22 protein-coding genes are annotated in these 25,220 nt (G+C 70.4%); 11 read left to right on the top strand and 11 right to left on the bottom strand.

Annotation, left to right across the window (positions count from 1 at the left end; translation table 11 throughout):
* Positions 1-182 precede the first annotated feature (182 nt).
* The 8 genes from QRN89_RS14670 to QRN89_RS14705 all read right to left on the bottom strand — a co-directional run bounded on the left by QRN89_RS14670 (position 183) and on the right by QRN89_RS14705 (position 9,506).
* On the bottom strand, positions 183-3,266 hold the full coding sequence (locus tag QRN89_RS14670) for a Pls/PosA family non-ribosomal peptide synthetase (RefSeq protein WP_435833302.1): 3,084 nt from the start codon (positions 3,264-3,266) through the stop codon (positions 183-185).
* A gap of 626 nt (positions 3,267-3,892) precedes the next feature.
* On the bottom strand, positions 3,893-4,450 hold the full coding sequence (locus QRN89_RS14675; RefSeq protein WP_290349838.1) for a hypothetical protein: 558 nt from the start codon (positions 4,448-4,450) through the stop codon (positions 3,893-3,895).
* A 396-nt stretch (positions 4,451-4,846) separates the two neighbouring features.
* Positions 4,847-5,041 (bottom strand): acyl-CoA carboxylase subunit epsilon, encoded by a 195-nt coding sequence (locus QRN89_RS14680; RefSeq protein WP_290349839.1) that lies wholly within the window; start codon positions 5,039-5,041, stop codon positions 4,847-4,849.
* Positions 5,042-5,098: 57 nt separating this feature from the next.
* A complete protein-coding gene (locus QRN89_RS14685) occupies positions 5,099-6,655 on the bottom strand; it encodes an acyl-CoA carboxylase subunit beta (RefSeq protein ID WP_290353712.1) in 1,557 nt (518 codons plus the stop codon).
* A gap of 58 nt (positions 6,656-6,713) precedes the next feature.
* On the bottom strand, positions 6,714-7,484 hold the full coding sequence (fabI, locus tag QRN89_RS14690) for an enoyl-ACP reductase FabI (RefSeq protein WP_290349840.1): 771 nt from the start codon (positions 7,482-7,484) through the stop codon (positions 6,714-6,716).
* Entirely contained in the window at positions 7,481-8,188 is a 708-nt protein-coding gene (fabG, locus tag QRN89_RS14695) for a 3-oxoacyl-ACP reductase FabG (protein WP_290349841.1), read from the bottom strand. Before fabG ends, fabI begins: the two co-directional genes overlap by 4 nt.
* A complete protein-coding gene (locus tag QRN89_RS14700) occupies positions 8,185-8,436 on the bottom strand; it encodes an acyl carrier protein (protein WP_290349842.1) in 252 nt (83 codons plus the stop codon). Before QRN89_RS14700 ends, fabG begins: the two co-directional genes overlap by 4 nt.
* 47 nt (positions 8,437-8,483) lie before the next feature.
* Positions 8,484-9,506, bottom strand: a complete 1,023-nt coding sequence (locus tag QRN89_RS14705; RefSeq protein ID WP_290349843.1) for a beta-ketoacyl-ACP synthase III — start codon at positions 9,504-9,506, stop codon at positions 8,484-8,486.
* Between the two features lie 203 nt (positions 9,507-9,709).
* Between QRN89_RS14705 and QRN89_RS14710 the strand changes: the two genes are divergently transcribed.
* The 4 genes from QRN89_RS14710 (at position 9,710) to QRN89_RS14725 (ending at position 14,477) form a co-directional block, all read left to right on the top strand.
* Positions 9,710-10,999, top strand: a complete 1,290-nt coding sequence (locus tag QRN89_RS14710; protein ID WP_290349844.1) for a DUF6365 family protein — start codon at positions 9,710-9,712, stop codon at positions 10,997-10,999.
* A 13-nt stretch (positions 11,000-11,012) separates the two neighbouring features.
* Complete coding sequence (locus QRN89_RS14715) at positions 11,013-12,107, top strand: Gfo/Idh/MocA family protein (protein ID WP_290349845.1); 1,095 nt, start codon at positions 11,013-11,015, stop codon at positions 12,105-12,107.
* Entirely contained in the window at positions 12,104-13,555 is a 1,452-nt protein-coding gene (locus QRN89_RS14720) for an NDP-hexose 2,3-dehydratase family protein (protein ID WP_290349846.1), read from the top strand. The genes QRN89_RS14715 and QRN89_RS14720 overlap by 4 nt, the downstream gene beginning before the upstream one ends.
* A 118-nt stretch (positions 13,556-13,673) precedes the next feature.
* A complete protein-coding gene (locus tag QRN89_RS14725; protein WP_290349847.1) occupies positions 13,674-14,477 on the top strand; it encodes an FkbM family methyltransferase in 804 nt (267 codons plus the stop codon).
* A gap of 74 nt (positions 14,478-14,551) precedes the next feature.
* On the opposite strand, the gene QRN89_RS14730 is transcribed toward QRN89_RS14725, so the two are convergent.
* On the bottom strand, positions 14,552-14,803 hold the full coding sequence (locus QRN89_RS14730; RefSeq protein ID WP_290349848.1) for a DUF6059 family protein: 252 nt from the start codon (positions 14,801-14,803) through the stop codon (positions 14,552-14,554).
* A 439-nt stretch (positions 14,804-15,242) separates the two neighbouring features.
* On the opposite strand from QRN89_RS14730, the gene QRN89_RS14735 reads away from it, so the two are divergent.
* Positions 15,243-16,268: a class I SAM-dependent methyltransferase gene (locus QRN89_RS14735; protein ID WP_290349849.1), complete on the top strand. Its 1,026-nt coding sequence runs from the start codon at positions 15,243-15,245 to the stop codon at positions 16,266-16,268.
* A 41-nt stretch (positions 16,269-16,309) separates the two neighbouring features.
* The gene (locus tag QRN89_RS14740) at positions 16,310-17,830 is read left to right on the top strand and encodes an FAD-dependent monooxygenase (RefSeq protein WP_290349850.1); all 1,521 of its coding nucleotides are present in this window, start codon (positions 16,310-16,312) and stop codon (positions 17,828-17,830) included.
* Between the two features lie 71 nt (positions 17,831-17,901).
* On the opposite strand, the gene QRN89_RS14745 is transcribed toward QRN89_RS14740, so the two are convergent.
* Positions 17,902-18,900: an aldo/keto reductase gene (locus tag QRN89_RS14745; protein ID WP_290349851.1), complete on the bottom strand. Its 999-nt coding sequence runs from the start codon at positions 18,898-18,900 to the stop codon at positions 17,902-17,904.
* A gap of 214 nt (positions 18,901-19,114) precedes the next feature.
* Here QRN89_RS14745 and QRN89_RS14750 point away from each other — a divergent pair, with 214 nt between their 5' ends.
* The 5 genes from QRN89_RS14750 to QRN89_RS14770 all read left to right on the top strand — a co-directional run bounded on the left by QRN89_RS14750 (position 19,115) and on the right by QRN89_RS14770 (position 24,516).
* Complete coding sequence (locus tag QRN89_RS14750; protein ID WP_290349852.1) at positions 19,115-20,056, top strand: aromatase/cyclase; 942 nt, start codon at positions 19,115-19,117, stop codon at positions 20,054-20,056.
* A gap of 20 nt (positions 20,057-20,076) precedes the next feature.
* Positions 20,077-21,030 (top strand): aromatase/cyclase, encoded by a 954-nt coding sequence (locus QRN89_RS14755; RefSeq protein WP_290349853.1) that lies wholly within the window; start codon positions 20,077-20,079, stop codon positions 21,028-21,030.
* Positions 21,023-23,275, top strand: coding sequence for an AMP-binding protein (locus QRN89_RS14760; RefSeq protein ID WP_290349854.1), 2,253 nt, complete (start codon positions 21,023-21,025; stop codon positions 23,273-23,275). The genes QRN89_RS14755 and QRN89_RS14760 overlap by 8 nt, the downstream gene beginning before the upstream one ends.
* Before the next feature lie 31 nt (positions 23,276-23,306).
* Positions 23,307-23,720, top strand: a complete 414-nt coding sequence (locus QRN89_RS14765) for a VOC family protein (protein ID WP_290349855.1) — start codon at positions 23,307-23,309, stop codon at positions 23,718-23,720.
* 172 nt (positions 23,721-23,892) lie between these two features.
* Positions 23,893-24,516: a response regulator transcription factor gene (locus QRN89_RS14770; RefSeq protein ID WP_290349856.1), complete on the top strand. Its 624-nt coding sequence runs from the start codon at positions 23,893-23,895 to the stop codon at positions 24,514-24,516.
* On the opposite strand, the gene QRN89_RS14775 is transcribed toward QRN89_RS14770, so the two are convergent.
* Positions 24,432-25,010 (bottom strand): transposase, encoded by a 579-nt coding sequence (locus QRN89_RS14775; protein WP_356948634.1) that lies wholly within the window; start codon positions 25,008-25,010, stop codon positions 24,432-24,434. The genes QRN89_RS14770 and QRN89_RS14775 overlap by 85 nt on opposite strands.
* Between the last annotated feature and the right edge of the window lie 210 nt (positions 25,011-25,220).

Here is a 25,220-nt window from a genome sequence, read left to right on the forward strand (position 1 = left end):
ACGCCTGCCGCGAGGTCGTCATCAAGGGTCGCGACGTGCTCGGCGACGCCCGGTGCCGGGTCGAGCGTCCACCGCGGGATCGCGGCCGCGCCGCCCGCCCGCAGGACAGCCCGCCAGGACTCCCGGCCGGTTTCAACCCGATTGTCCATCGAATCGTCCCTACGTTCCACGTTTGCCCGGTGTCAGTCGCCGCGGACGAGCACGGCGGCGCAGTCGTCGAGACTGATCCCGCGCACCTGAAGGTCAGCCGACTGCTCGCGCATCTTCTTGGCGGGGTTTCCGCCCCACAGTTCGTGCGGTGGCATTTCCTCGCCCTTCATGAGGAAGGAGGCGGTGGCCAGCACCGCGCCGTCGCCCATCGTCACGCCGTAGTGGACCCATGCGCCGACGCCGAGCGTGCAGCCGGCACCGATCGCGGTGCGGTCGGACTTGAATCCGCCGTCCTCCTGCGAGTGGCACTGGATGACGCTGTCCGCATTGAGGGTGCAGTCGTCGCCGACCGTGGCGAACGTCCGCTCGGGCGCGCGGAAGCCGTCGTCGAAGACTCGGCGGCCGATTCGCATACCCGCCAGCCGCCAGAGCACGTTCTTGAGCGGGGTGCCGTTGAAAACGTTGAGATAGTTGTTGTTAGACAGCTTCCAGAAGCGTTCGTGCCGCCAGAAGGCGCGGTCGTAGATCGAGCAACCCTGCGGCCGCAAGGCCTGCAACGGCCGGATCAGCTGTTCGATCAGGACGTTGTAGGCGACAGTGAAGACGAAGATCCCGGCGGTGGCCAGTGCGAACGCGAGCACACCCAGGGAGGCCCAGAGGTCGATGGCGGCCAGGTAGAGCACCGTGCCGACGAAGAACAAGATCCAGCGCATCAGCAGCAACAACGCCATGGAGATGCTGTTGTGGACGTTCTTGGCCCGGAGGCGGTCGCGCAGCTCGTCCTCGCTATCCACCTCCAGCTGCTGGTCGCGCTTGACCGACCGCGGGATCTCGAAGCTGGGCGCGCCGAGCAGGCCTACGCCTTCCCGCAGCTGTCCGTCGAGGGGAACCAAGACCTTCGTCGCGAGGAGGCAGTTGTCGCCCGTCTTGCCCTGCGCGGTATAGGTGATCATGTTCCCAAGGAAGTTCTCTGCCCCAATCGACACGCGGGACAGCCGGAACGACGTGTTCGAGAAATCGGCATTGATGAGGGACAGCCCGTCCGCGACCTGCGTTCCGCTGCCGACCGCGCTGAGGAACGGGGTGTCGTGCTTGACCATTTCGCCGAAGTTCGAACCGGTCTGCCGCACCCCGCGAAGGTCGTAGCCCAGCCAACGCAGGTAGTGGACGATGTAGGAGGTGCCGCCGAAGAGAACGTTGTAGAACTTGACGTTCGTCGTGCGGGCGATCGCGCGGTGGATCCAGTAGTGGAATCCGTACAGCGGGTAGACCTTGTCCGGCTTGATGAAGAGGTTCAGCACGCGCGGAACGGTTCCCACGAACACGAGGCCGACGAGCAACGCGCCGAAGAAGGACACGGCGGATATGACCAGCGCGTCGTCGCGGTAGAACGCCCAGCTCGTGAAGGAGACCGGTCCCGCGGCCAACAGCGTGACGAGCTGCGGGATCTTCGTGAGCGCGCGGACCACGACGAACGTCAGCGGCGTACCCACCAGAAGCAGGTTCACCAGCTGCAAGGTCGCGAAGACGACCCGTCGCCGGGTGCTGACGTCCATCGTGGGGATCCGCTGGCAGTCAACGTCGGTCGGCTGCGCGGGGGAGCCGTGCCAGCGCTCCCCGTCGGGCACGGTCTGTCCGGCGTGCAGCGAGGAGGAGTGCCCCAGCTGGGCCCCGTCACCCAGCGAGGTCCAGATGTCGAGCACCGTCATCTCGCCGACAAGCGCGTCCTTGCCGAGGCTGACCGCGCCCGTCTGAATAATGCCGTTGTGGGCCCGGTAGCCGTTGAAGAACGAATCCTTCCGGATCACCGCGCCGTCGCCGATGCTGAGCAGGTCGGTGCACACGGGCACGTTCCTGGAGAAGATGACGGCGCCGCGCCCGACCTTCGCGCCCAGTGCCCTCAGGTAGAGAACGTAGAGCGGTGAACCGACGAACAGCGCCATCGGGTTCCGCTGGACCAGGGTCTTGACGAGCCAGAAGCGGAAGTACGCCATGCTCCAGACGCGGATCTGCTGCCGCTTCCACCGGCCAATGAGCACCCACTTGAGCAGGATCGGAAGGGCGCAGAGGCCGAGGAACATCGCGCCGCCGTACGCGACCGCCCGCAGGTAGGTGTCGACCAGGTTCGGGCTGGCCGAGACCCATTCGTAGCCCTTCACCGCGACGCTCACGGTAAGGGCGGGATAGCCGAGGAGGAACAGGAGCTGCAACGCCCCGCAGAGGACGTACTCACCATTGCGCGCCCGCCTCGGCGGCTCACTGAGAGCCACCGGAGTTGCTGGCTGCGAGGCAGGCCTGGTTTTGGTGTCGGTTTTGGGGTCGGTTTTGGTGTCGGTTTTGGTATCGGCGAGGGCGGCCGCAAGCCCTCGAATCGTCGGGTGCTTGTAGATGTCCGGCATCGACACCGAAGGCAGATCGGCCTGCTTGCGCACCCGGGCGCAGAAGCGGGCCATCAACATCGAGTCGGCACCGAGATCATCAAAGAAATGGCTGTCAACCGACACGTGCTCGGTGCCCACGATATCGGTCAGCACCTCCGCGAAGCGTTGCTCACATTTGGCGAGAGTGATCAGATTGCCAGCCGGATCAGCGATCAAGACGTCGCCGGCGAGGGCGGCCGCAAGCCCTCGAATCGTCGGGTGCTTGTAGACGTCCGGCATCGACACCGAAGGCAGATCGGCCTGCTTGCGCACCCGGGCGCAGAAACGGGCCATCAACATCGAGTCGGCACCGAGATCATCAAAGAAATGGCTGTCAACCGACACGTGCTCGGTGCCCACGATATCGGCCAGCACCTCCGCGAAGCGTTGCTCACATTTGGCGAGAGTGATCAGATTGCCAGCCGGATCAGCGATCAAGACGTCGCCGGCGAGGGCGGCCGCAAGCCCTCGAATCGTCGGGTGCTTGTAGACGTCCGGCATCGACACCGAAGGCAGATCGGCCTGCTTGCGCACCCGGGCGCAGAAACGGGCCATCAACATCGAGTCGGCACCGAGATCATCAAAGAAATGGCTGTCAACCGACACGTGCTCGGTGCCCACGATATCGGCCAGCACCTCCGCGAAGCGTTGCTCACATTTGGCGAGAGTGATCAGATTGCCAGCCGGATCAGCGATCAAGACATCGTGGGAGTTCCCCATCAGCTGGGTCCCTTGCAAAATCAGAGTGGTCGATGCAGGCGCGCTGAACTACATGAAAGAGGTCCACGCACTTACATGGACTGCTATGGGAGCTGGGGCCGGAACACAGCTAAGTGATCGCCCACCTTGACCGTGGCGGTTTTGGCTGGCCTTACTCAACGGTCTGATCCGGCCGACTAGATCGACAATCACAACGCTTCCCTCGGCCGCAGCGGAAAGGGGCTGGCCATGCATCTTCCGCCCCCATCGGCAACCGCCGCTGCCGTTCATCCAGGTGCGGAAAGATCACACCGAACTTCGCGGCCAGTCCCGCCTCGATCTGCCCCGTCCCCGTAGCCAATCCTGGTCTCCTGAACAGTGGCCGCCAAACAGAAAACCACGGTCTTTGTCTCAGGGTACGACTGTGTGCGGTACGCGCAAGAAGGCGAGCTGACCCCCGCCGAGCAGGAGAGGCAAAAGCGGGTGCGGCTGGAGGCGGCCGAGCGGTTCGATGCCGCGGAACCTGTAACCGGGTGATCGAGGTGCCGCCTCGTCAGGCTGGCATGTAGTCAGCCCGTAACCTCGGGGTTTCCACCCCGGCCTATGAGCCCAATGCCGGAAGGTTACGGCCTGCGGATCATTGACTCGCTGTCTTGATCTTTGATGGGAGGGCGATGCCGGTCGCGCTCGCGTGGTCGTAGAGGTGTTCCAGGGCGGTGAGCTGGCAGTCGGCGGGTTCGGCCCTCGGCTGTGCGGTGAGACACATGAGGGGCAGGGCGGGTCCACTCCACGGCTCGGCCTGCGGTGCGCATCAGTTCACGGATCTTGTACCCGTAGGTCTCGGCGAGACCCTCCACGGCGTAGCACAGCACCTCGTCGCCGTCGTAGTCGCCTTCGCAGGCGTCCAGGCCGTCGAGTACGCCGAGGGCCACGGCCTCGGCCGCGTCAGGCATGCCCAGCGCCGGACGGCGACGGACATCGGCCTCGTACTGCTCGATGATCGGCTCGATCAGACGGCTCACGGCCTCGTATCCGTCGGTGTACCCGAAGCCCGGGCGATATCCGGTGCCCAGATGGTCGCTGTCCAGCGTGCGCAGGGCCTGCTCGACCTCGGCCGCCGTCCCCTCCTGAAGAGCGGTTAGTTCGACGCGGGCACGCGGGGCGAGCAAGTGGACGGCCAATCCGTCGGGATCCCGCCGTACCTGACAGGCGGCCGGGGCGCATCACCTGTCCGCCGTGAGCCGACTGCAGGGAACGGCTGCGACGTTCGCGACCAGCGAGACAGCGATGCCGGTTCGAACACTGGCGGGTTGGCACTTCAAAGGTGTAGACGGCCTCCACGGTGATCCGCGATCGCAGTGACCACCGCACACCACCGCCACCCCGCCCCGATCCCTGCCCTCGCGACCGTCCGGGGCCAACGCCGGGCACGCACGCACGAATGAAAGCCCACTCTTGAATAAGTCCAGGTTGGCGCGCCGGCTTATGACGGGGCGGATCGCGGTTAGCTCACACGGGTCCCGCCGCCGGGCCGGCCCCCGGGCGCCACGGCAGTATCTCCAGTTCGAGCTGAAGACTCAGCGCCAGCTGTGCGGTGCCCGGAACCCGGGCTCGCGCTCCAGGCGGCGCCAGCCCGCCTTCGCGCGGCCCCGGTGGGCCGGGGTCGGGGCGGAGGGCCGGACGGCCGCGCGGGCGAGCAGGATCGCCGTGATGGCGGCGACTTCCTCCGGCTCGGCGTGACCTTTCTCGACGCGAATGTCAGGGAGGTTCATGGGTGTCAGTCTCCGTGGACGAGGTTTCCGCGGGGGTACCGCGAAGGATCCGCTGGGTTACTGCGGGGGGTTGCCGTGCTTGCGGGACGGCAGGTCGGCGTGCTTGGTGTGGAGCATCGCGAGGGACTCGACGAGGACCTCGCGGGTCTCCGCGGGGTCGATCACGTCGTCCACCAGGCCGCGCTCGGCCGCGTAATACGGGTGCATGAGCTCGGACTTGTACTCCTTGACCATGCGGGCCCGCATGGCGTCGGGGTCGTCGGCCCCGGCGATCTGACGGCGGAAGATGACGTTGGCGGCGCCCTCCGCGCCCATCACGGCGATCTCGTTCGTCGGCCAGGCATAGGTCAGGTCCGCGCCGATGGACTGGCTGTCCATGACGATGTAGGCGCCTCCGTACGCCTTGCGCAGGATCAGCGAGATCCGCGGCACCGTCGCGTTGCAGTAGGCGTACAGCAGCTTCGCGCCGTGCCGGATGATCCCGCCGTGCTCCTGGTCGACACCCGGGAGGAAGCCCGGCACATCGAGAAGGGTGAGAAGCGGGATGCTGAACGCGTCGCACATCTGCACGAAGCGTGCCGCCTTCTCGGACGCCTCGATGTCCAGCACACCGGCCAGCACCTGCGGCTGGTTGGCGACGATGCCGACCACCTGGCCGTCCAGCCGGGCCAGCGCGCACACGATGTTCCGCGCCCAGCGCTCATGGACCTCCAGGTACTCGCCGTCGTCGACGATCTCCTCGATCACCCTCGCCATGTCGTACGGCCGGTTGCCGTCCGCCGGGACCAGGTCCGGCAACACCTCGCTACGACGGTCGACCGCGTCCGTGCACTCCACCCGGGGCGGGTTCTCGCGGTTGTTCTGCGGCAGCAGCGACAACAGGTAGCGCACCTCGGCGATGCACGTCTCCTCGTCGTCGTACGCGAAGTGGCACACACCGGAGGTCTCCGCGTGCACGTCCGCGCCGCCCAGGCCGTTCTGGGTAATGTCCTCGCCCGTCACCGCCTTGACCACGTCCGGGCCGGTGATGAACATCTGCGAGGTCTCGCGGACCATGAACACGAAGTCCGTCAGCGCCGGGCTGTACGCCGCGCCGCCCGCGCACGGGCCGAGCATCACGCTGATCTGCGGGATCACCCCGGACGCCCTGGTGTTGCGCTGGAAGATGCCGCCGTAACCGGCCAGCGCCGAGACACCCTCCTGGATACGGGCACCCGCACCGTCGTTCAGCGACACCAGTGGCGCGCCCGCCGCGATGGCCATGTCCATGATCTTGTGGATCTTCGTGGCGTGCGCCTCGCCCAGCGCACCGCCGAAGATCCGGAAGTCATGGGCGTAGACGAAGACCGTACGACCCTCCACCGTGCCCCAACCGGTGATCACACCGTCGGAGTACGGCTTCTTGGCCTCCAGGCCGAAACCGGTCGCGCGGTGCCGGCGCAACTGCTCGACCTCCCGGAAGGAGCCCGGGTCCAGGAGCAGCTCGATCCGCTCCCGGGCGGTCAGCTTGCCCTTGGCGTGCTGCGCCGCGGTCGCCTTCTCGCTCGGGCCGGCCAACGCCTGCGCACGGATCTCGTGCAGCTCGGCGATCCGTCCGCGCGCGTCGGCGGGCATCGTTTCCGTGGTCACCGCGTCGCCTCCATGTCCTCGTCCGTCGTCGTCGGTGGGTCGGTCAGGTGACGACGGCGTGCAGTCCGCCGTCGACGTGCAGCACCTCACCGGTGGTCATGGGCAGCCAGTCCGACAGCAGGGCGACGCACGCCCGGGCCGCGGGAGCGGGATCGTGCACGTCCCAGGGCAGCGGAGGCCGGCTGCTCCAGATGTCCTCCAAGCGCTGAGAGCCCGGGATGGCCCGGGCGGCCATGGTGCGGACGAAGCCGGCCGCCACGAGGTTGACGCGGATGCGCCGCGTGCCCAGGTACAGCGCGAGATAGCGGGTCACGGACTCCAGCGCCGCCTTGGACACCCCCATCCAGTCGTATCCCGGCCACGCCTGCCCGGCGTCGTAGTCGAGCCCCACCACCGAGGCCCCCTCGGACATCACCGGCAGGCAGGAGGTGACCAGGGACTTGAGGGAGTAGGCCGAGATCTCCAGTGCCGTCGCCGCGTCGGACCAGGAGGTGTCGAGGAAGGCCCCGCCGAGCGCGGTCTGCGGGGCGAAGGCCACCGAGTGCAGGATGCCGTCCAGGCCGCCCAGTTCGGCGCGCACCGCCTCGGCCAGTCCGGCCAGGTCCGCCTCGTCGGTGACGTCCAGCCGGAGCACCTGCGGTGGCTGCGGGAGCCGTTCGGCCATGCTCTGCGTGATGGACATCGCGCGCCCGAAGGAGGTGAGCACGATCCGTGCGCCCTCCTGCTGGGCGAGCCGGGCCACGTGGAAGGCGATCGACGTCTCCGTGAGGACACCGGTGATCAGCAGCCGTTTCCCGGCGAGCAACCCGGTCACGAGCCCATCCCCAGGCCGCCGCCGACCGGGATCAGGCCGCCCGTGACGTAGGACGCCTCCTCGCCGGCGAGAAAGCGGACCACGCTCGCCACCTCCTCGGGAGTGCCCGCGCGTCGCAGGGCCGTCATGGAGATCAGCTCCTCGCGCCGACGGTCGCTGACCCCGGCCGACATGTCGGTGCTGATGAATCCGGGGGCGACCACGTTGACGGTGATCCCGCGTCCGCCCAGTTCGTGGGCGAGGGACCGGGCCAGCCCGATCAGCCCGCTCTTGGACGCCGCGTAGTTCGCCTGCCCGGGGGAGCCGAGCGTGCCCATGACGGAGGAGACGAACACCATCCGCCCCCAGCGGTTCGCGAGCATGCCGGGAACGGCCCGCCTCGCCACCCGGAACGTCCCCACCAGATTGGTGTCGAGCGGGACGGTGAAGTCCTGGTCGGTCATCTGGACGGCCAGCTTGTCGTGGGTGACTCCTGCGTTGGCGACCAGCACGTCGACCGGCCCGTGGACCCGCTCGACCTCGGCGAACGCGGCGTCCAGCGAGGCGGCGTCGGTGACGTCGCAGCGGACACCGAGGACGCCCTCGGGCGCGGGTCCGTCGCGGTGGCTCACCGCCACTTGGTCGCCCTGCTCCGCGAAAGCCCGGGCGATGGCCAGGCCGATGCCCCGGTTGCCTCCGGTGACGAAGACCGACCGGTCGCTCATGACGCGCGGAAGGCCGTCGTGACGGCGTCGTACAGGTCGGCGACGGTTCCGCTGGTCTTGAGGTCCTCCGTCGGCACGTCGAAGCCGAACTGCTTCTTCACCGCCAGCGCGACCTCGATGAGGGCCAGGGAGTCCAGCTCCATGTCCTCGAGCACGGCGTCGGAGACGATCCGGTCACGGGGCACGTCGAACTTCTCCACGATGATCTCTGCGATCTGCTCGAACGTCGGCTGCGTGGCGTCACTCATGTCGGTCGCCCTTCCAGGTGGCGTGAACGTGTGGGATCAGTGGGTTTTCAGACGGTTCTCAGGGAGGGCCAGGTCAGTGCCGTGGCTCCCCAGGTCGCGCCACCGCCGAAGGCGGTCAGCACCACGCGGGCGCCGGGGAGGAGTTCGCCGGCGGACTGGCCATGGGCCAGGGCGAGCGGGATCGACGCGGCCGCCGTGTTGCCGACCTTGTCGAGATGGATCACGATCCGGTCCCGGGGGACGTCCAGCTGCTCCCCCACCGCGTGCAGGATGCGCGAGTTGGCCTGATGGCCGACGAGCCGGTCCACTTCCTCCGTGCGCCATCCGGCGTCCGCGAGCGCCGTGCGGGACGCCTCGGCCATCCGGGTCACCGCGTGGGCGAAGACCTCCTGCCCCGCCATGGAGAAGTGGGCGTCGGCACGGGTGGGCGGCACGTCCGTCGAGCGTGTCTCGGAGCCGCCGGCGCGCACGGTGATCAGGTCGGTGAGCGACCCGTCGGCGCCCAGCTCGACCCGGCCGACCGCGCCCGGTTCCGCCGACTCCCCCGCGCGCAGCACGACCGCGCCCGCGCCGTCGCCGAACACCACGGCCGTGGACCGCTCTTCGGGGTCGACGATCGTGCTGAAGGCATCGGCGCCGATGACCAGAACGCTGTCGGCCGAGCCGGCGGCGATCAGCCCCGACGCTGTGGAGAGCGCGTACAGGAATCCCGTGCACACCGCCGACACGTCGAACGCGGGCCGCCCCGTCAGGCCCAGGCGGTGCGCGACCAGCGGAGCCGTGGCCGGGCACGGCCGGTCCGGGGTGGTGGTGGCGAGCACGACGGCGTCCACGGTTTCGAGCCCGGCCGACGCCAGGGCGCGCGCGCCGGCCTCCGTCGCCAGCCGGGAGGTCGGCATGCCCGGGGAGACGAAGTGCCGGGTGCGGATTCCGGTGCGCGAGCGGATCCATTCGTCGGAGGTGTCGATACGGGCGGCCAGCTCGTCGTTGCCGACGGCCCGGGGCGGCAGCCACGCGCCCAGCCCGCAGATCACCGCGGCCCGTCCGCCGCCGGAGGGGGAAGTACGCATGCCGCGAGCATCACCAGCGGCGCTGAACGGGAACTCGACATCCGCTCGAGGCCCCTGCCGCCGGACGCCACCGCGGACCGCGAACCGAGGTGCGTCGAGCGGCCCTTGAGCGCGACTTCCCACTCTCGGTCCTCATGGCACCCGAGAAGGGGCGGGGCCGACCCATCGATCGAGGCCCTGACGGGCACCGGGAGAAGAACGGGATGAAAGTACTCAACTTCGCACTGTCCACCGTGGCCTACGGGGACACACTCATCGGCATCGGCCTCACCAATCAGCTCCGCACCGCGGGCGTGGAGAGCCATTACGTGATCTCCCGCGCGGCGGAGGCACTGATCCGGCACCACGGCTATCCCTACACGGTCGTCGAACCGGAGCAGGGGCGGAAAGTCCGGGACGTCATCGACTCGGTGGTGCGCGAGGTCCAGCCCGACGCCTTCGTGCTCGCCGACTACCTCAACTACTGGGGCACCCTGATCCGCCGGTTCCACACCGATCCCTGGTTCCTCGACGACTACCAGCTGCCCGTGCTGCCCATCGACATCTGGGAGTGGGAGAACACCTCCTTCCGCTTCGATGTGTGCGGCCGGGAGTACGAGCGCGAGGTCAGCCGGCGCATCCTCGACATGCCCGCCCATCTGCGGCCGGTCCCGGTGTGCCACCTGGACGCGGGGGCCTCCGGGCGGGGCTTCCCGTACCGGATCCTGCCTCCCGAGCAGCGGTTGTCCGAGGCCGGTCGGCGGGCGGTCCGTGCGGAGCTGGGCCTTGCCGCGACGGACCGGCTGCTGATGGTCCCGGTGTCCGCCTGGCAGCAGCCGGGCAAGGACGAGCCCGGCATGACGGAGATGATCACCCGGCTCGCGGACGGCGTGCCGGGGCTGCTCGCCTCCTATCTGCGCCGGCTGCCCTCGAACACGCACTTCCTGTTCATCGGGCAGCATGTGCCGGCCCCGTTCCGGGCGCTGCCGGCCGAGCAGTTGCACCTGCTGCCGCTGTGCCCGCCGGACCGGTACCACGCGCTGCTGTGCGCGTCGGACGCGGTGCTGTCGCTGACCACCAACGCGGTGACGGTGATCAGGGCGCTCCTCATGGACATCCCGGCCATGCTCCTCACCAACCGCTTCCATGTGCCGGACGCGGCGGCGATCGAGGCAGTGGACGGCGAGCTGGGCGGGCTCGGCCCTGCGGCCCGGACCTGGCTCGGGCACACCGTGCCGATCGAGCCCTTCCGGCTGTGGCCCAAGGGCCTGCACGCGTTCATGGAGCCGCTGCTCAAGGGCAACGGCTATCCGGACGCCATCGCGCGCCGTGAACTCCTCGACGAGGAGGGGGTGGTGAGCGGTCTGGAGGCGCTGCTGCACGACCCGGCGACCCGGGACCGGCTCGCGCAGGACCGGGCCCGCTACGTGGCGGCGGTCGAGGCGCTGCCGCCGACGTACGAGGTGTTCGCCGCCGCCGCCCGACGGGCGGGCCTGCCGTCGAGGGCCCTGTGAGGGGATGCCGGTCATGAAGACGCCTCTGCGGATCGGGCTGCACGGTCACGGCTGGTGGGCCCAGCGGTATCTGCTGCCGCCGCTGCTGGCATCGGACGAGGTCGAGGTGCGGGCGGTGTGCGGTCGCGACGCCGGTCGCGCGGCCGCCGCGGCCCGGGAGAACGGCATCCCGGAGTCCTTCGACGACCTCGACACCATGCTGGAGAAGACCGAGCTGGACGCCCTGCTGATCGGCTCGTCCCCCGCGGCGCACCCGGCGGCCGTCGCCGCCGCGGCCCGCCGCGGGCTGCACGTCTTCTGCGAGAAGCCGCTGGCCGGGAACGCCGAGGACACCGCACGTATGGTGCGTGACTGCGCCGGCGTACGGACGATGGTCGGTTTCACCCAGCGCTGGCATCCCGCGGTCGGCACACTGCGGCGGCTGGTCGTCGAGGGTGAGATCGGGGAGATCCGCCATCTGCGCTACGTCACCCGGGCCGCGCTGTCGGGGGATCCGTCGGCGCCGTGGACCTGGCGTTACGACGACGCCGAGTACGCGTACGGGGTGCTGAGCGATCTGGGGCCGCACGCGGTCGACCTGGTGCGCTGGCTGGGCGGGGAGATCAGCTCGGTCAGCGCGGACGCCGTCACGGTCGTCGCCGAGCGCCCGGACGAGTCCGGCCGCCCGGTGCCCGTGCGCAACTGGGACGACTGCACCGCCACGCTCCGACTGGCCTCCGGCATCCGGGCGTCGGTCGTGCTGAGCAGGATCCTGCCCCCGACGCCCCACCGGCGCTTCCACCACGAGCTGGACGTCGTCGGCAGCAGGGGCGCGGTCACCTTCACCTCGGACCGGCCCACCGAGGTGGTGCTGGCCAGGGCCGGCGAGGGTCCCGTCGTCGTACCCGCGGACGGGGTGGACACGCGGGGGACACGGCCGGGCTCGTTCGAGGAGCTGATGCTGGTGCACCGGACCGGCTCGGCCCGGCAGGCGGCCGACATGATCGCGGCCTTCTGCGGCCGGGATGTGCCGGGCCTGCCGACGATCGGCGACGGGCACCGGGGCCAGCAGGTGCTCGACGCCGCCGCCCGTGCGGCACGCGAGGGGGGGTGGTCGCCGTGTCCGTGACCAGCACCCGTGCCACGCCGGCCGGGCCGCGTCCGGCGCGGCGCGGCGACGGCCCGGAGCGCCGGTTCACGCTCTCCGCGCTGGCCGACTGCGGCAGGGTGGTGACGGACGCTCAGTTCCACGCGTGGCTGGGTGAGATGGGCCGCCGCGAGGCGTCGCACGTCGAGCGCATCGCGTTCAAGGAACTCGACCAGTGGAGTTTCGACGACGCGACGGGAAACCTGGGCCACGACAGCGGGCGGTTCTTCACCGTCGAGGGCGTGACCGCGCACACCGGCTCGCCCGCCCACGGCGTATGGCGGCAGCCGGTGATCCATCAGCCGGAGGTCGGCATCCTCGGCATCCTGGTGAAGGAGTTCGACGGCGTCCTGCACTGCCTGATGCAGGTCAAGATGGAGCCCGGCAACGTCAACCGGCTGCAGTTGTCGCCGACCGTGCAGGCCACCAGGAGCAACTTCACCACGGTGCACAAGGGGAAGACCCCTCTGTACCTCGACCACTTCACCAGGCCCGGCAGTTCCACGGTCCTGGTGGACGTCCTGCAGTCGGAACAGGGCTCCTGGTTCTTCCACAAGCGCAACCGCAACATGGTCGTCGAGGTGACGGGCGACCTGCCCGTGCACGAGGGCTTCTGCTGGCTGACGCTGGGACAGCTGCGGCGCCTGCTGGCCGTGCCCGACCTGGTCAACATGGACAGCCGGTCGGTGCTGTCGTGCATACGGTTCACCGACCCGTGTGAACTCGGCGACCTTTCCGGCGCCACCGCCCTCCAGGCGGTGCTCCGCCGCTCGCTCGCGCCGGGTGACGCGGGGGCGCTGCACACCACCGTCTCGCTCGCGAGCCGGATCAACGACACCCGGCTGCGTCACCCGCTCACCGCCCGGCGCATTCCGCTGGCCGAGGTCCCCGACTGGCACCGGTCCGCGGACGAGATCGCCCGCGAGGACGGCAGGTTCTTCCGCATCGTCGCGGTGTCGGTGCACTCCGGCAACCGCGAGGTGAGCAGCTGGACCCAGCCGCTGCTGGAACCGAACGGCGTCGGTGTCGTCGCCTTCCTCGCCCGCAGGATCGACGGCGTCCTGCACGTACTGCTGCGCACGACGGTGGAGCCGGGCTGCCGCGACACGGCGGAGCTGGGCCCCACGGTGCAGGCGAACCCGCACGACAACCTCGCCCCACCGGACGACGACCCGCCGTATCTGCGGTACGTGCTCGACGCGCCGCGGGAGCGGATCCACTACGACGTTGTCCAGTCGGAGGAGGGCGGCCGCTTCCACCACGCCCGCAACCGCTATCTCGTCGTCGAGGTGGACGACGCCTTCCCGGCCGAGGTGCCCCCGGACTTCCAGTGGGCGACCCTCGGCCAGCTCATGGAGCTCCACCAGCACAACGGCTACGTCAACATGCAGGCCCGCAGCCTCGTCGCCTGCATGCACTCCCTCTGGTAGCCCGGAGGGGACCACGCGCCCGCCGGCCCGTCCGCGGACCTTGAGGCGCCCGCGAGCCGAGTTCGATCGCCCAGCCCCATCGTGAGGCTGGGAACCGTCACAAGAGAGGCAGGGTTTCATGTCCGAACAGCAGCCGATCGCCGGCGAGCTGGAGACCGCCAAGCTGGCAGACGGCCGGGAGATCGTCGCGCCGAGCGCGGAGCAGGCGGTCATGCTCTGGCACGCGGTGAAGGGCGACGAGTACTACCTCGAAGGGATACGCGGCCTCTCCAAGGGCGATGTCGTCCTCGACATCGGCGGCAACATCGGCCTGACGGCCATGGTGTACGCCGACCTGGTGCCGGGCATCCGCATCATCTCCGCCGAGCCGGCCCCGTCGTGCTTCGCGGCCCTGCGGCGCAACCTGGAGCGGTACGTGCCGGACGCGGTCGCGGTGAACGCGGCCGTGGGCAAGGCCCCGGGGACCATGGAGCTGACGTACTACCCGGAGTCGCCCGCCAACTCCACGCTGTACGCCGATGTCGAGGACAACATCAACATCAGCAAGGCGTACATGCGCACCACCGGGATGCGCGAGGAGTTCATCGAGCTGCACCACGACTCGATCGCGGCGACCTTCGAGAAGGGCATCGTGTCCACCGTGGACGTGGTGACCGTCGGTGAGCTGGCGGAGCGGCACGGGGTCGACGAGGTCGCCCTGCTGAAGATCGACGTGGAGCGGGCCGAGCTGGATGTGCTCGAGGGCGTGCCGGAGCAGCTGTGGCCGAAGGTCCGCCGGGTGGTGACCGAGGTGCACGACGTCGAGGGACGGCTCGCGTACGTCCGCACGCTGCTCCAGGACAAGGGATTCACGGTGAAGGACGGCCAGGAGGACCTCATGGCCGGCACCAATGTGCACATGCTCATCGCCACGCGCGACTGATCGTCCGATCACCGCGCAAGCGGCCCGGCCCGCCGGCTCCCCTTCCCGGCGGACCGGGCCGCTGTGCTCTGCCGTCACCTGCCGCGCAGCATCCGTTCCAGCTCCGCCGGGAAGGGCTCCGCGCACAGCCGTTCTGGATGGCCCGGTGGGGGGCCGTCGAGGCGCTGCCAGAGTGCGGCGACAGCCTGCGGATCGTACGGGTGGAGCCAGTGGGGCTCGCCCGCCATCAGCCGCCCCTGTACGACCAGCCCCGCCCAGAACGGCCGTACGCACCGGTCGATCAGCGCCTCCGCGCACCTCGACCACGTCCTGCCGCGCTGCTTCATCCATGCCTCCTCGTCGAGCCGCGGAACGCTCCGATGCACGGGTGCGGGAGTGTCGGCACCTGCGCATGAGGACAGTGCGCCGGGCCGCTCGCGCGGCGCTCGACGGGGCCAGGGCCCGTCGGCGGATCACGCCGCCGTCGCGGGGCATGGCGCGCCCCTCTGCGGCGTCGCCGCCGGTCACCGGCTCCCCCACTCTCGACTTCGCTCGAGCGGGGGACCCCCTCGCGTCGCCCGCCGCGGCTGCGGCGGATGTCACAGCCTCCTCCGCTTTGCAACCGGACGCACCACGCCCCGCTCACCTGCGTGGACGAGATGCCGTTCCTTTGCGGCCGGCGTGCTCCGCCGGACAGTCCCTGGACCGCTCAACCCAGGGTTGACGCCGGTTCGAGTCCGCAGTGCCACCTTTGACGACCACGTGCCCGGCACCACGGAGGAGATCATGTCCGACACCGATGCCCCGGTCAGCCGTGAGCGGCTGCTCGAGATGATGACGGCCTTCAAGGCGACGTATCTGCTGCGCGCCGCGATCCGCCTGAAGGTCTTCGACGCGCTGGCCGCGGGTCCCGCCGATCCCGACGACGTCGCCGCGATCCTGCGGACCGACCCCAGGGGCACCCGCGTCCTGCTGCGGGCCCTGGCCGCGGCCGGGCTGCTGGTGGCGGAGGGGGAGCAGTTCAGCCTCCCCGAGGGCGCGCGCGAGCTGCTCGTGACCGACAGCCCGCAGTACAGCGGCGGCATCGTGAACGTCGCGGCGAGCGACTGGGAGTGGGACACGATGCGTGACCTCGCCGACGTCGTCCGCCACGGCGGCACGCTCCTGGACACCAACGGGGAGTCGCCGGACTTCCCGTACTGGGTGGACTTCGCCACCCATCTGACCTTCGCGACCCGGCCCGGAGCCCAGTTCGTCGCGGACACCGTCCTGCCGTGGGCGAAGGAACGTGACTCGCTCGACATCCTCGACATCGGCTGCGGGCACGGCCTGTTCGGCTTCACCCTGGCCGAGCAGGACCCCCGGGCCACGGTCGCCTGCCTGGACTGGCCGCAGGTGCTCGAGGTCGCGAAGGGGCACGCGGAGCGGGCGGGGCTGGCCGACCGCGTCCGCTATCTGCCCGGCGACGCGTTCGAGACCGACCCGGACGGGGAGTACGACGTGATCGTGCTCGGCAACTTCCTGTTCCAGTTCTCCGCCCGGCGCTGCATCGACCTGGTGCGGCGGCTGGCCGAGCGGCTCAGGCCGGGCGGCCGGGTGGTGGTGGTCGGCTTCACCACAGGGGATCGGCCGCCCGCCCGGGACTACCACGCCCACATGCTCAACCTGCTGATGCTGGCCTGGACCCGGGAGGGCGAGCTGCACTCCCCGACGATGTACCGGAAGATCCTCGCCTCGGCCGGGCTGACCGGTCTGGAGACCGTCGAGCGGCCGGGGCTCCCGCTGCGCATCGTCGCGGGCCACCGGGCATGACCGCCGACGCCGAAGACACCACCCAGGAAAAGGAGTTGCCCATGACCCCGGACGCGGGGAAGAGCACCGGGGCGGACGCCGCCGCCGACCTCACCACGGACGTCGTGATCGCGGGCGGCGGCCCGGTCGGGCTGATGCTCGCCTGTGAGCTGGGCCTCGCCGGGGTGCGGGCGGTGGTGCTGGAGCGCACCGCGGGGCGGCCCACCGTCGCCCGGGCCTGGGGGCTGCACGCCCGTACCGTGGAGACCCTGGACCGCCGCGGGCTCCTCGACGGGCTGATGCACGAGAAGGCTCCCTGGCCGAAGATGCCGTTCGCCGGGCTGTGGCCGCTGCTGGAACTCGACAGGATCGACGCCGACCATCCGTATCTGCTCAACGTGCCGCAGACGAAGGTCGAGGAGGTCCTGGAGGCCAGGGCGCGGGCGCTCGGTGTGACCGTCCTGCGGGAACACGACGTGGTCGGCCTGGCGCAGGACACGGACGGGGTGATCGCCGAGGTCGCCGCTCCGGACGGCGAGCGCCGGGTGCGCGGCCGCTGGCTGGTGGGCTGCGACGGCGGGCGCAGCACGGTCCGCAAGCTCGCCGGCATCGCCTTCCCGGGCACGGACGCCACGGTGGGCGGGATGCTCTGCGACTGCTCCCTGCCGACGATGGCCCAGGAGCGGCGCGGCATCACCCGCACCGAGGTCGGCACGGTCAACATCAACCCGCGGCCCAACGGTGTCGTACGGATCGTCACCAACGAGTTCGGGCGCCCCCACCCGGACCGCGACGCCCCGGTGACCTTCGAGGAGTTCCGCGGCGCGGTCCGCCGGATCCTCGGCCGCGACCTGGCGATCACCGACCCCACCTTCATGACGCGGTTCGGCGACACCACGCGCCTGGCGGAGCGGTACCGCGCCGGACGGGTGCTGCTCGCCGGTGACGCGGCGCATGTGCACTTCCCTTACGGCGGGCTGGGGTTGAACCTCGGTCTGCAGGACGCCGCGAACCTCGGCTGGAAACTCGCCGCGCTGGTGCACGGCTGGGCCCCGGAGGGGCTGCTCGACAGCTACGAGACGGAGCGGCGGCCGGCCGCCGAGGCCGTCCTGGACTACAGCAGGACCCAGCTCGCCCTGCTGAACCCGGACCGCAATGTCACCGCGCTGCGCACGCTGTTCTCCAGGCTGCTGGAGTTCCCGGAGGTCAACCGCCATCTCGCGGAGCTGGCCACCGGGGCGGCCACGCGCCTGGAGCCGACCGGGGACCACTCCCTGACCGGGACGTTCGCCAGGGATCTGACGCTGAAGACCGCGGACGGCGACACGAGCCTGGTCCGTCTGCTGCACTCGGGCCATGGACTGCTGCTCGACTTCTCCGGCAAGGCGCAGGGCGTCGCCGAGGCCTGGTCGCCCCGAGTGCGAGCGGTGCGGGCCGACGGCGTCGCGGCCCCGCCGGCCGACGCGCTGCTGATCCGGCCCGACGGCTACGTCGCCTGGGCCGCGGGTCCCGGGGACACGGAGCCCGAGGGGCTGCGTGAGGCGCTGACCACCTGGTTCGGGTCTGTCCGACGCCACACATGAAGCCGCAGGGGGTGATCCGGTGACGTGGTCCCGGATCACCCCCTGCACCTACGAGCGGCACGGCGTGCCGGTCAGCCGTCGCGGTCGGCGCCGGCTTGCTTGCGGTGGGCGGGGTGGCGTGATCCCGCCACCCGGCCGGGCCGGAAGATGCCCTCCAGTCGCGCGGTCTGCTCCACGGACAGACGCAGTTCGGCCGCCGCGGCGTTGTCCGCCAAGTGGGCGGGCCGCCTGCTGCCGGGGATCGGGACGATGTCCTCGCCGCGGGACAGCAGCCAGGCGAGCGCGAGGCGGGCACGGCTGACGCCCAGCTCCGCGGCGGTCTCGGCGGCCTCGTCGACCATCGCGCGGTTGTGCCGGAAGTTGTCTCCCTGCCAGCGGGGGTGGTTGCGGCGGTGGTCGCGCTCGCCCAGTTCGCCGGGGCTGCGCAGAGCTCCCGTCAGGAAGCCCTTGCCCAGCGGGGTGTGGGCGAGCAGGCCCACCCCCAGCTCCCGGGCGGCGGGCAGGATGTCGCCCTCGAGGTGCCGCTCCCACAGCGAGTACTCGCTCTCCAGGGCCGTGACCGGGTGCACCGCGTGCGCTCGCCGCAGTGTCTGCGCGGACACCTCCGACAGCGCGATGTGCCCGATCTTGCCCTCGGTGAGCAGTCCGGCCAGCGCCCCCATGCTCTCCTCGACCGGTACGTCGGGGTCGACCCGGCCCAGGCAGTAGACGTCGATGTGGTCGACGCCGAGCCGCCGCAGCGAGGCCTCGCACGCCCGGCGCAGGTAGGCGGGGCTGCCGTCGAGGACGGTGGGCGGCCCACCCGGGGTGCGGGCGCGCACGCCGCCGCGGGTGACGATCACCGCCTCGGCGCGGCGGCCGGCCAGTGCCCTGCCCAGCAGCCGCTCGTTCTCGCCGTCGGCGTAGAAGTCGGCCGTGTCGAAGAGGGTGATTCCGAGGTCCAGCGCGTGCCGGACGGCGCGTACGCACTCGCCGGGGTCGGCGGCGCCGTACCCGCCCGACATCCCCATGCAGCCCAGCCCGATGGCGGACACCTCGGGTCCGCCGGTTCCCAGCTTTCGTTCCTTCACGGTGCTTCCCGTCCCGAGTCGATGGTGTATCGACCCCACGGTCACCGGCCCGTCTCGATCCGGGCTCGAAGCCTGCCGTCCGCCCTGCCGGGCCCGGCAGACGGGCGTCCAGCACGCCTGGAGCCGGTCTCGAGCGGGGCTTGGCAGATTCGCCCTCCGAGCGCCGCATGTTCGTGCTTGCCGTCGCGGCGCCAACGCGTAGAGGAGCGAATCCGTGTCGAGCATCACCAAGGGCTCCGCCCACTCCGTCACCGTCGAGGCTCCGGTCGAGGTCGTCTTCGACCTGGTCGCGGACGTGGAGCAGCACAGGCGGATCTTCAACTCGGTCATTCACACGGCGTACGCGGAGCGCGGCGAGGACAGCGACCGGGTGGAGCGGTGGTCCTGGATCCAGCCGCTCGACTCGGTGCGCACCTGGCGTGCCCACCGGGAACTGGACCGCGCGGCCGGGCGGATCACCTTCGTGCACGAGAACCCCGCCGCCCCGCTGACCGCCGCCACCGGCGAGTGGTCCTTCAAGCCGCAGTCCGGGGGCGTCACCGTGGTGGAGCTGCGCCACGAGTACACCCTCGACGGCACGGCGGCCGGCGGCGAGGAGGCCGTCCAACTGCTCGACCGCGGTGCCACCGCCCAGCTTGAGCAGCTGAGGAGCTTCGTCGACGCCCGCGACGACATCGCCGAGCTGGAGGTCTCGTACGAGGCGCAGTTGGTCATCGACGAGCCGATCGAGGACGTCTACAACTACTTCTACGAGGTGGACCGCTGGAACGAGCGCATTCCGCACTGCCTGAGCGCCTCCGCCAAGGAGGACGTCGAGCACCTCCAGGTCGTGGTGATGGACGTGCAGGTGCCCAGCGGCGCCCTCCACACGACCAAGCAGGCCCGGGTCTGCTTCCCCAACGAGAAGATCATCTGGCGGCAGCTGGAGGGCCTGCCGCCGCTCGACGACATGCTCTACGGCTACATGTACTTCGAGCAGACCCCTGAGGGCGTGCTGGTGCGCACCGGCCAGACCGAGCTGCTCAAGCGCAACGGCGTGGCCAAGCGCGGCTGGACCGTGGAGGAGGCCAAGGGCCATGTCGCCGAGGTGCGCGGCGGACGCAACCTCGATTCCCTCAAGAGCGCCCAGGAGTTCCTCCGGCGCCGGCGGGCCTGAGGCTGGAGGACACAGACGCCATGGCTGAGTCAGTGGCACAGCGCGTCCGGCACTCCGTGACCGTGAAGGCGCCCGCCGAGGCCGTCTTCGCGCTGATCGCGGACGTGGAGCGGTGGCCCTACGTGTTTCCACCCACCGTGCACGCCGAGCGGCTCGAGCTCACCGGCTCCGACGAGCGGATCCGGCTGTGGGCCCTGGCCAACGGCGAGGTGAAGACCTGGACTTCGCGCCGCAACCTGGACCGCGACCGGCTGTCGGTCCGGTTCCGCCAGGAGATCACCCAGCCGCCGGTGGCGGCGATGGGCGGCGAGTGGGTGCTGGAGCCCAGGTCCGAGCAGGAGACCCTGGTCGTCCTGCACCACGACTACCGCGCCGTCGGCGACGACCCCGAGGGCCTGCGGTGGATCCGGCAGGCCGTCGACCGCAACAGCCGGGCCGAGCTGGACCGGCTGCGGGGCGCCGCCGAACTCGACGGCGGGATCGAGGAGCTGACGCTCTCCTTCGACGACTCCGTAAGGATCCGCGGCGCGATCGGCGACGTGTACGCCTTCCTCGCGGACGCGGCGCGGTGGCCGGAGCGCCTGCCGCATGTCGCCCGTCTGGAGCTGCGCGAGGATGTCGCGGGCATCCAGGAGATGGAGATGGACACCCGCACGGCAGACGGCACGACGCACACCACGCGTTCGGTGCGGGTCTGCTTCCCCGAGCACCGCATCGTCTACAAGCAGACCGTCGTTCCCGCGGCCATGGCCGGCCACACCGGCGAGTGGCTGCTGCGGGAGCAGCCGGACGGCACCGTCCTGGCCACCTCGCGGCACGTGGTGCTCGTCGACCGGGCGGGTGTCGCCAAGGTCCTCGGCGACCAGGCCACGGTCGACGAGGCGAAGACGATCATCCGTACCGCGCTGGGCAAGAACAGCCGGACCACGCTGGAGCACGCACGTACGTACGCGGAGGAGCGCGCCCATGGCTGAGTCCGTCACCACCGTCGACGACCTGCTGTCGGCCGCCGCCCGCGCCCACCCGAGGAAGACGGCGATCCGCGCCGAATACGGCGACATCACCTACGCCGAGATCGACCGGGCCGCGACCATGTGCGCCGCGGCCCTGCGGGGTCTGCTGGGCGAGGAGCGCTGTGTGGTGGCGATCGCCTCGCCACTGCACCCCGACTTCATGGCGGGGTTCTACGGGATCATCCGCAGCGGCAACATCGCCGCGCCGATCAATCCGATGCTGCCGCCGCACGTCCTGCACCACCTGCTGTCCGTCTCGGGCGCCCGGCTGGCCCTCGTGACCACCGAACTCTTCGCCCAGCTGCGCCGGGTGCGGGACCGGCTGCCCGAGCTGCGCGAGGCGGTCCTGGTGGGTCCGGGACCGGTCTCGGACGCCAACGACATCCGGACCATCGACGACCTGAGCGCGGCCTACGAGGTGCGCGGCAACGCGATGGCGGCACCACCCGCGATGTCGCCCGAGGACGTGGCGTGCGTGCAGTTCACCAGCGGAACGACCGGTCTGCCGCGCGGAGTTCTGCTCACCCACCGCAATCTGACCGTCAACGCCGCCCAGGTGGCCGAGGCGCACGGACTGGGGCCGGACTCGGTGGTCCTGAACCACCTGCCCAAGTTCCATCTGATGCACATGAACGCGGTGGTCCACGCCGGTGCCGTCCATGTGCCGTGCACAGCGCCGGAGAACCGGGCGGCGATCGAGACGGCGAACGCCGCGGGCGCCAGCCACTTCTACACGATCCCGATGAAACTGAACCGGCTGGCCACGGACCCGGAGCTGCCGGAGCTGCGCCTGGACACGGTCAGGATGATCGCCTCGGGGGGCAGCGCGCTCTCGCCCCGGGTCGGAACCCGGCTCGCGGAGCACTTCGGGATTCCGGTGTTCCAGGGGTACGGGCTGGCCGAGACGTCCCCGCTGACCCACTCGGCGGGGCCCGGCGACCCTCGGCCGGGCTCGGTGGGTCCGGTCGTGCGGGACACCGAGTGCCGGATCGTGGACATGAGGACGCGTCAGGTGCTCGGACCCGGCCGGCGCGGCGAGGTGCTCGTCCGTGGGCCGCAGGTGATGAAGGGCTACCTCGACCCCGAGGAGCCGAGCCCGGTCGACGCCGACGGCTGGCTGGCCACGGGAGACATCGGGTACCTCGACGAGGACGGCTTCCTGTTCGTCGTCGACCGCATCAAGGACCTGTTCAAGTGCGACAACTACATGGTGTCGCCCGCCGAGATCGAGGAACTCCTCGACGCCCACCCGCTGGTGAAGGAGTCGGCCGTCATCGGCTATCCGGACGAGGTCAGCGGCGCGGTCGCCCATGCGGTGGTCGCACTGCGGGAGGTGCCGGACGGGGCCGACGCCCTCGCCCGCGCCCTCGCCGCTGTCGCCGAGGACACCGGCCGGGACGTCCCGCACTACCAGCAGGTGCGCCACATCGAACTGGTCGACGCCGTGCCGCGCTCGCCCAACGGCAAGGTGCCGCGGCGTGAGCTGCGCGCGGAGCTGATCACGCGCAAGGAGCTGACGGTGCGGCCGGCTGCCGGGGCGCCGGGCGGCGCCCGCCGGGGCACGGCGGTCCTGGACGAGACACGGGACCTGAGCGGTCTGATCACCGTGGTCGCTCGGTTCGCCACCAAGGGGAACCCGAAGGACTTCGAGAAGTTCTTCCTGGAGCACGTGGAGTTCATGCGCACCCAGGAGGGCTTCGCCTCCCAGCACGCGCTCACCCTGGCCGACGACCCGTCGGTGTACCTCAACTTCGGCTGGTGGCACAACCAGCGGGCGTTCCAGGGCGTCGTACAGAGCGTGGAGTTCCGTGAGCACCAGGTGACGATGCGGTCGATGCTCGAGGACGCCGCGGTCGATCCGTGCAAGAACCTCTTCCGGGTCCGCCCGCCGGAGCCGGCGGGGGAGCGCGACGAGCCGCGGGCGCCGCTGATCGAGGTCACCACCTACCGGCTGACCGGATCGGCCGAGGAGCTCGAGTCCGCCTTCGTCGATCACGCGAGGACGATGCGGACACTGCCGGGGTTCGGCTACGCGGACCTGAACCGCTCACTGCAGAGCCCCGACCACTACACGGGCATCGGCTACTGGTGGGATCCCGCGGACCGCGACCGGGCACGCGAGGACGCCTCCTGGCACCGCCTGGAGGGCTTCGCCGACGTGCGCACGGAGCGGCTCACCCATGTCGCCCGGAACGCACCCGCATGAACCGGAACACACACACGAGAGGGCGGTACTGATGACCACGGCTCACGAGGACCACGACACCACCGGCTCCGCGCAGGAGGCCGACTCCGACGAGGGAATGGTCGTCTTCTGGCATCTCAGGACCCCGGACACCGACGCCGCCCGCGCCTTCTACGGCGAGCTGTTCGGCTGGCAGTTCCACGAGATCAACTACCTGACCTTCGCGGTGCTGAACCGGGGTCGGATGATCGGCTGCATGGTCGCGGACAAGGACCGCTCAGAGGCGCCGGGCAGTGTGCTCTACGTCCAGGTGGCGGATCTGCCGGGCGCGTTGAAGCACGCGACCGCGCTGGGGGCCGCGGTGGTGACCGAACCGATGAACGTTCAGGGCACCCAGGCCTTCGCCGATCTGCGGGACCCCACGGGCACGGTCTTCGGCCTGTGGACGGAGAACTGGCAGGGCTGACGGCACCCGGGCCGCCCGGCCCGGACCCGCGTCCGGGCCCACGCCCCCGGAGGCCCGGACGCGGTATTGGTTCAGACCTCTTGTGCCGGTACCGGCCTCGTCGGACGCTTGTGACGAGGCCGGACCTCGGCGAGACTCAACCACCACAGCTTGGCGAACGGGGACGAAAGAGATGGACAAACGGGGGAATGCGGTCCGTGTTCTTATTGCCGAAGACATGCACATGCTGCGCAAGGCGCTGGTGTCGCTCCTCGAACTGGAGTCCGCCATAGAGGTGGTGGCCGAGCTGGGGGACGGGGCGCAGATCGTGCCCCGCGCCCAGGAGGTCCGCCCCGACGTGGCCATCCTGGACATCGACCTGCCCGGCATGGACGGACTGACCGCCGCGGCGGCGCTCAAGACCGCGGTCCCGGAGTGCCGCACGCTGATCCTGACCAGTCTCGGGCGGCCGGAGAACCTGCGCCGGGCCCTGGCGGCCCATGTGTACGGCTTCCTGCTGAAGGACAGTGACCCGGAACAGCTCATGAAGGCCATCCACGCGGTGGCCGAGGGCAAGCGGGTCATCGATCCGGAACTGGCGCTCGCCGCGCTCGACGCCCAGCCGCATCCGCTCACCGCGCGCGAGCTGCAGGTACTGCGGCTGACGGCCGAGGGCGAGGGAGCACGGCAGATCGCCAAACTGCTGACCCTGTCGAACGGCACGGTCCGCAACTACCTGTCGACCATGGTGACCAAGCTGGGCGCCCGCAACCGCGTGGACGCGATCCGTATCGCCAGGGAGGCGGGCTGGCTCTGACCGCCCCCTGGCTCCGGCCATCCCCCGCGGGCAAGGCCGCGGACGAAATCCTTGCCGTGCTCGGGCGGCCGGCCGCCCTGCCGCGGCCGGGTCACGTCGCGGGGACCGGTCTGCGCATCACCCGGTCCGAGCCCGTCCGCCCCGTACTTCCAGCGGGAGGCCATCAGGGAGGCAGGCCATGCGCGGGGCGTCGAACCGGCGTCGAAGACGACCAGGATGCCTCGGTCCCCCGTCTCCCACTGGCCACCATGGGTCGGGGCGGTGACGACGCCGCGGACCTGGGCGGCGGTGACCTCGGCGGCATCGTCGTCGGGGCCGACGCGGACGGCGTCCAGCAGCCGGCACCACGACGTACTGCCCGTTTCCAGGGCGGCGACGAACGAGTACGGCCGGCCGGGAACGCAGTGGTCGCTGAAGCGTCCGTTGCGCCCGTGAACAGGGCAGAACAGGCGGTCCGGGCCGGTCGGGGCGTCCGGGCGAAGCAAGTTGCTCACGTCGACGGCGGGCCGGTCGCCGGCGGCTTGGGCCGTGGCGGAACCGTCAGTGCCCGCCGTGACCCGTCCACGTCGATGCGGCCGTGGTCCAAGGCGTCGTCCCCGTCGTTCGCCCGGGGGGCGGGCGCCGCGGCGTCTGGTGCGTGCGTGCCGGGCATCGCGGCACGGGCGGGGATTTCCTCACGGGCTCTCAACGGCCCTTGAGCGAGG

This window comes from Streptomyces sp. HUAS CB01, assembly GCF_030406905.1.
GTDB classification, from domain to species: domain Bacteria; phylum Actinomycetota; class Actinomycetes; order Streptomycetales; family Streptomycetaceae; genus Streptomyces; species Streptomyces chengbuensis.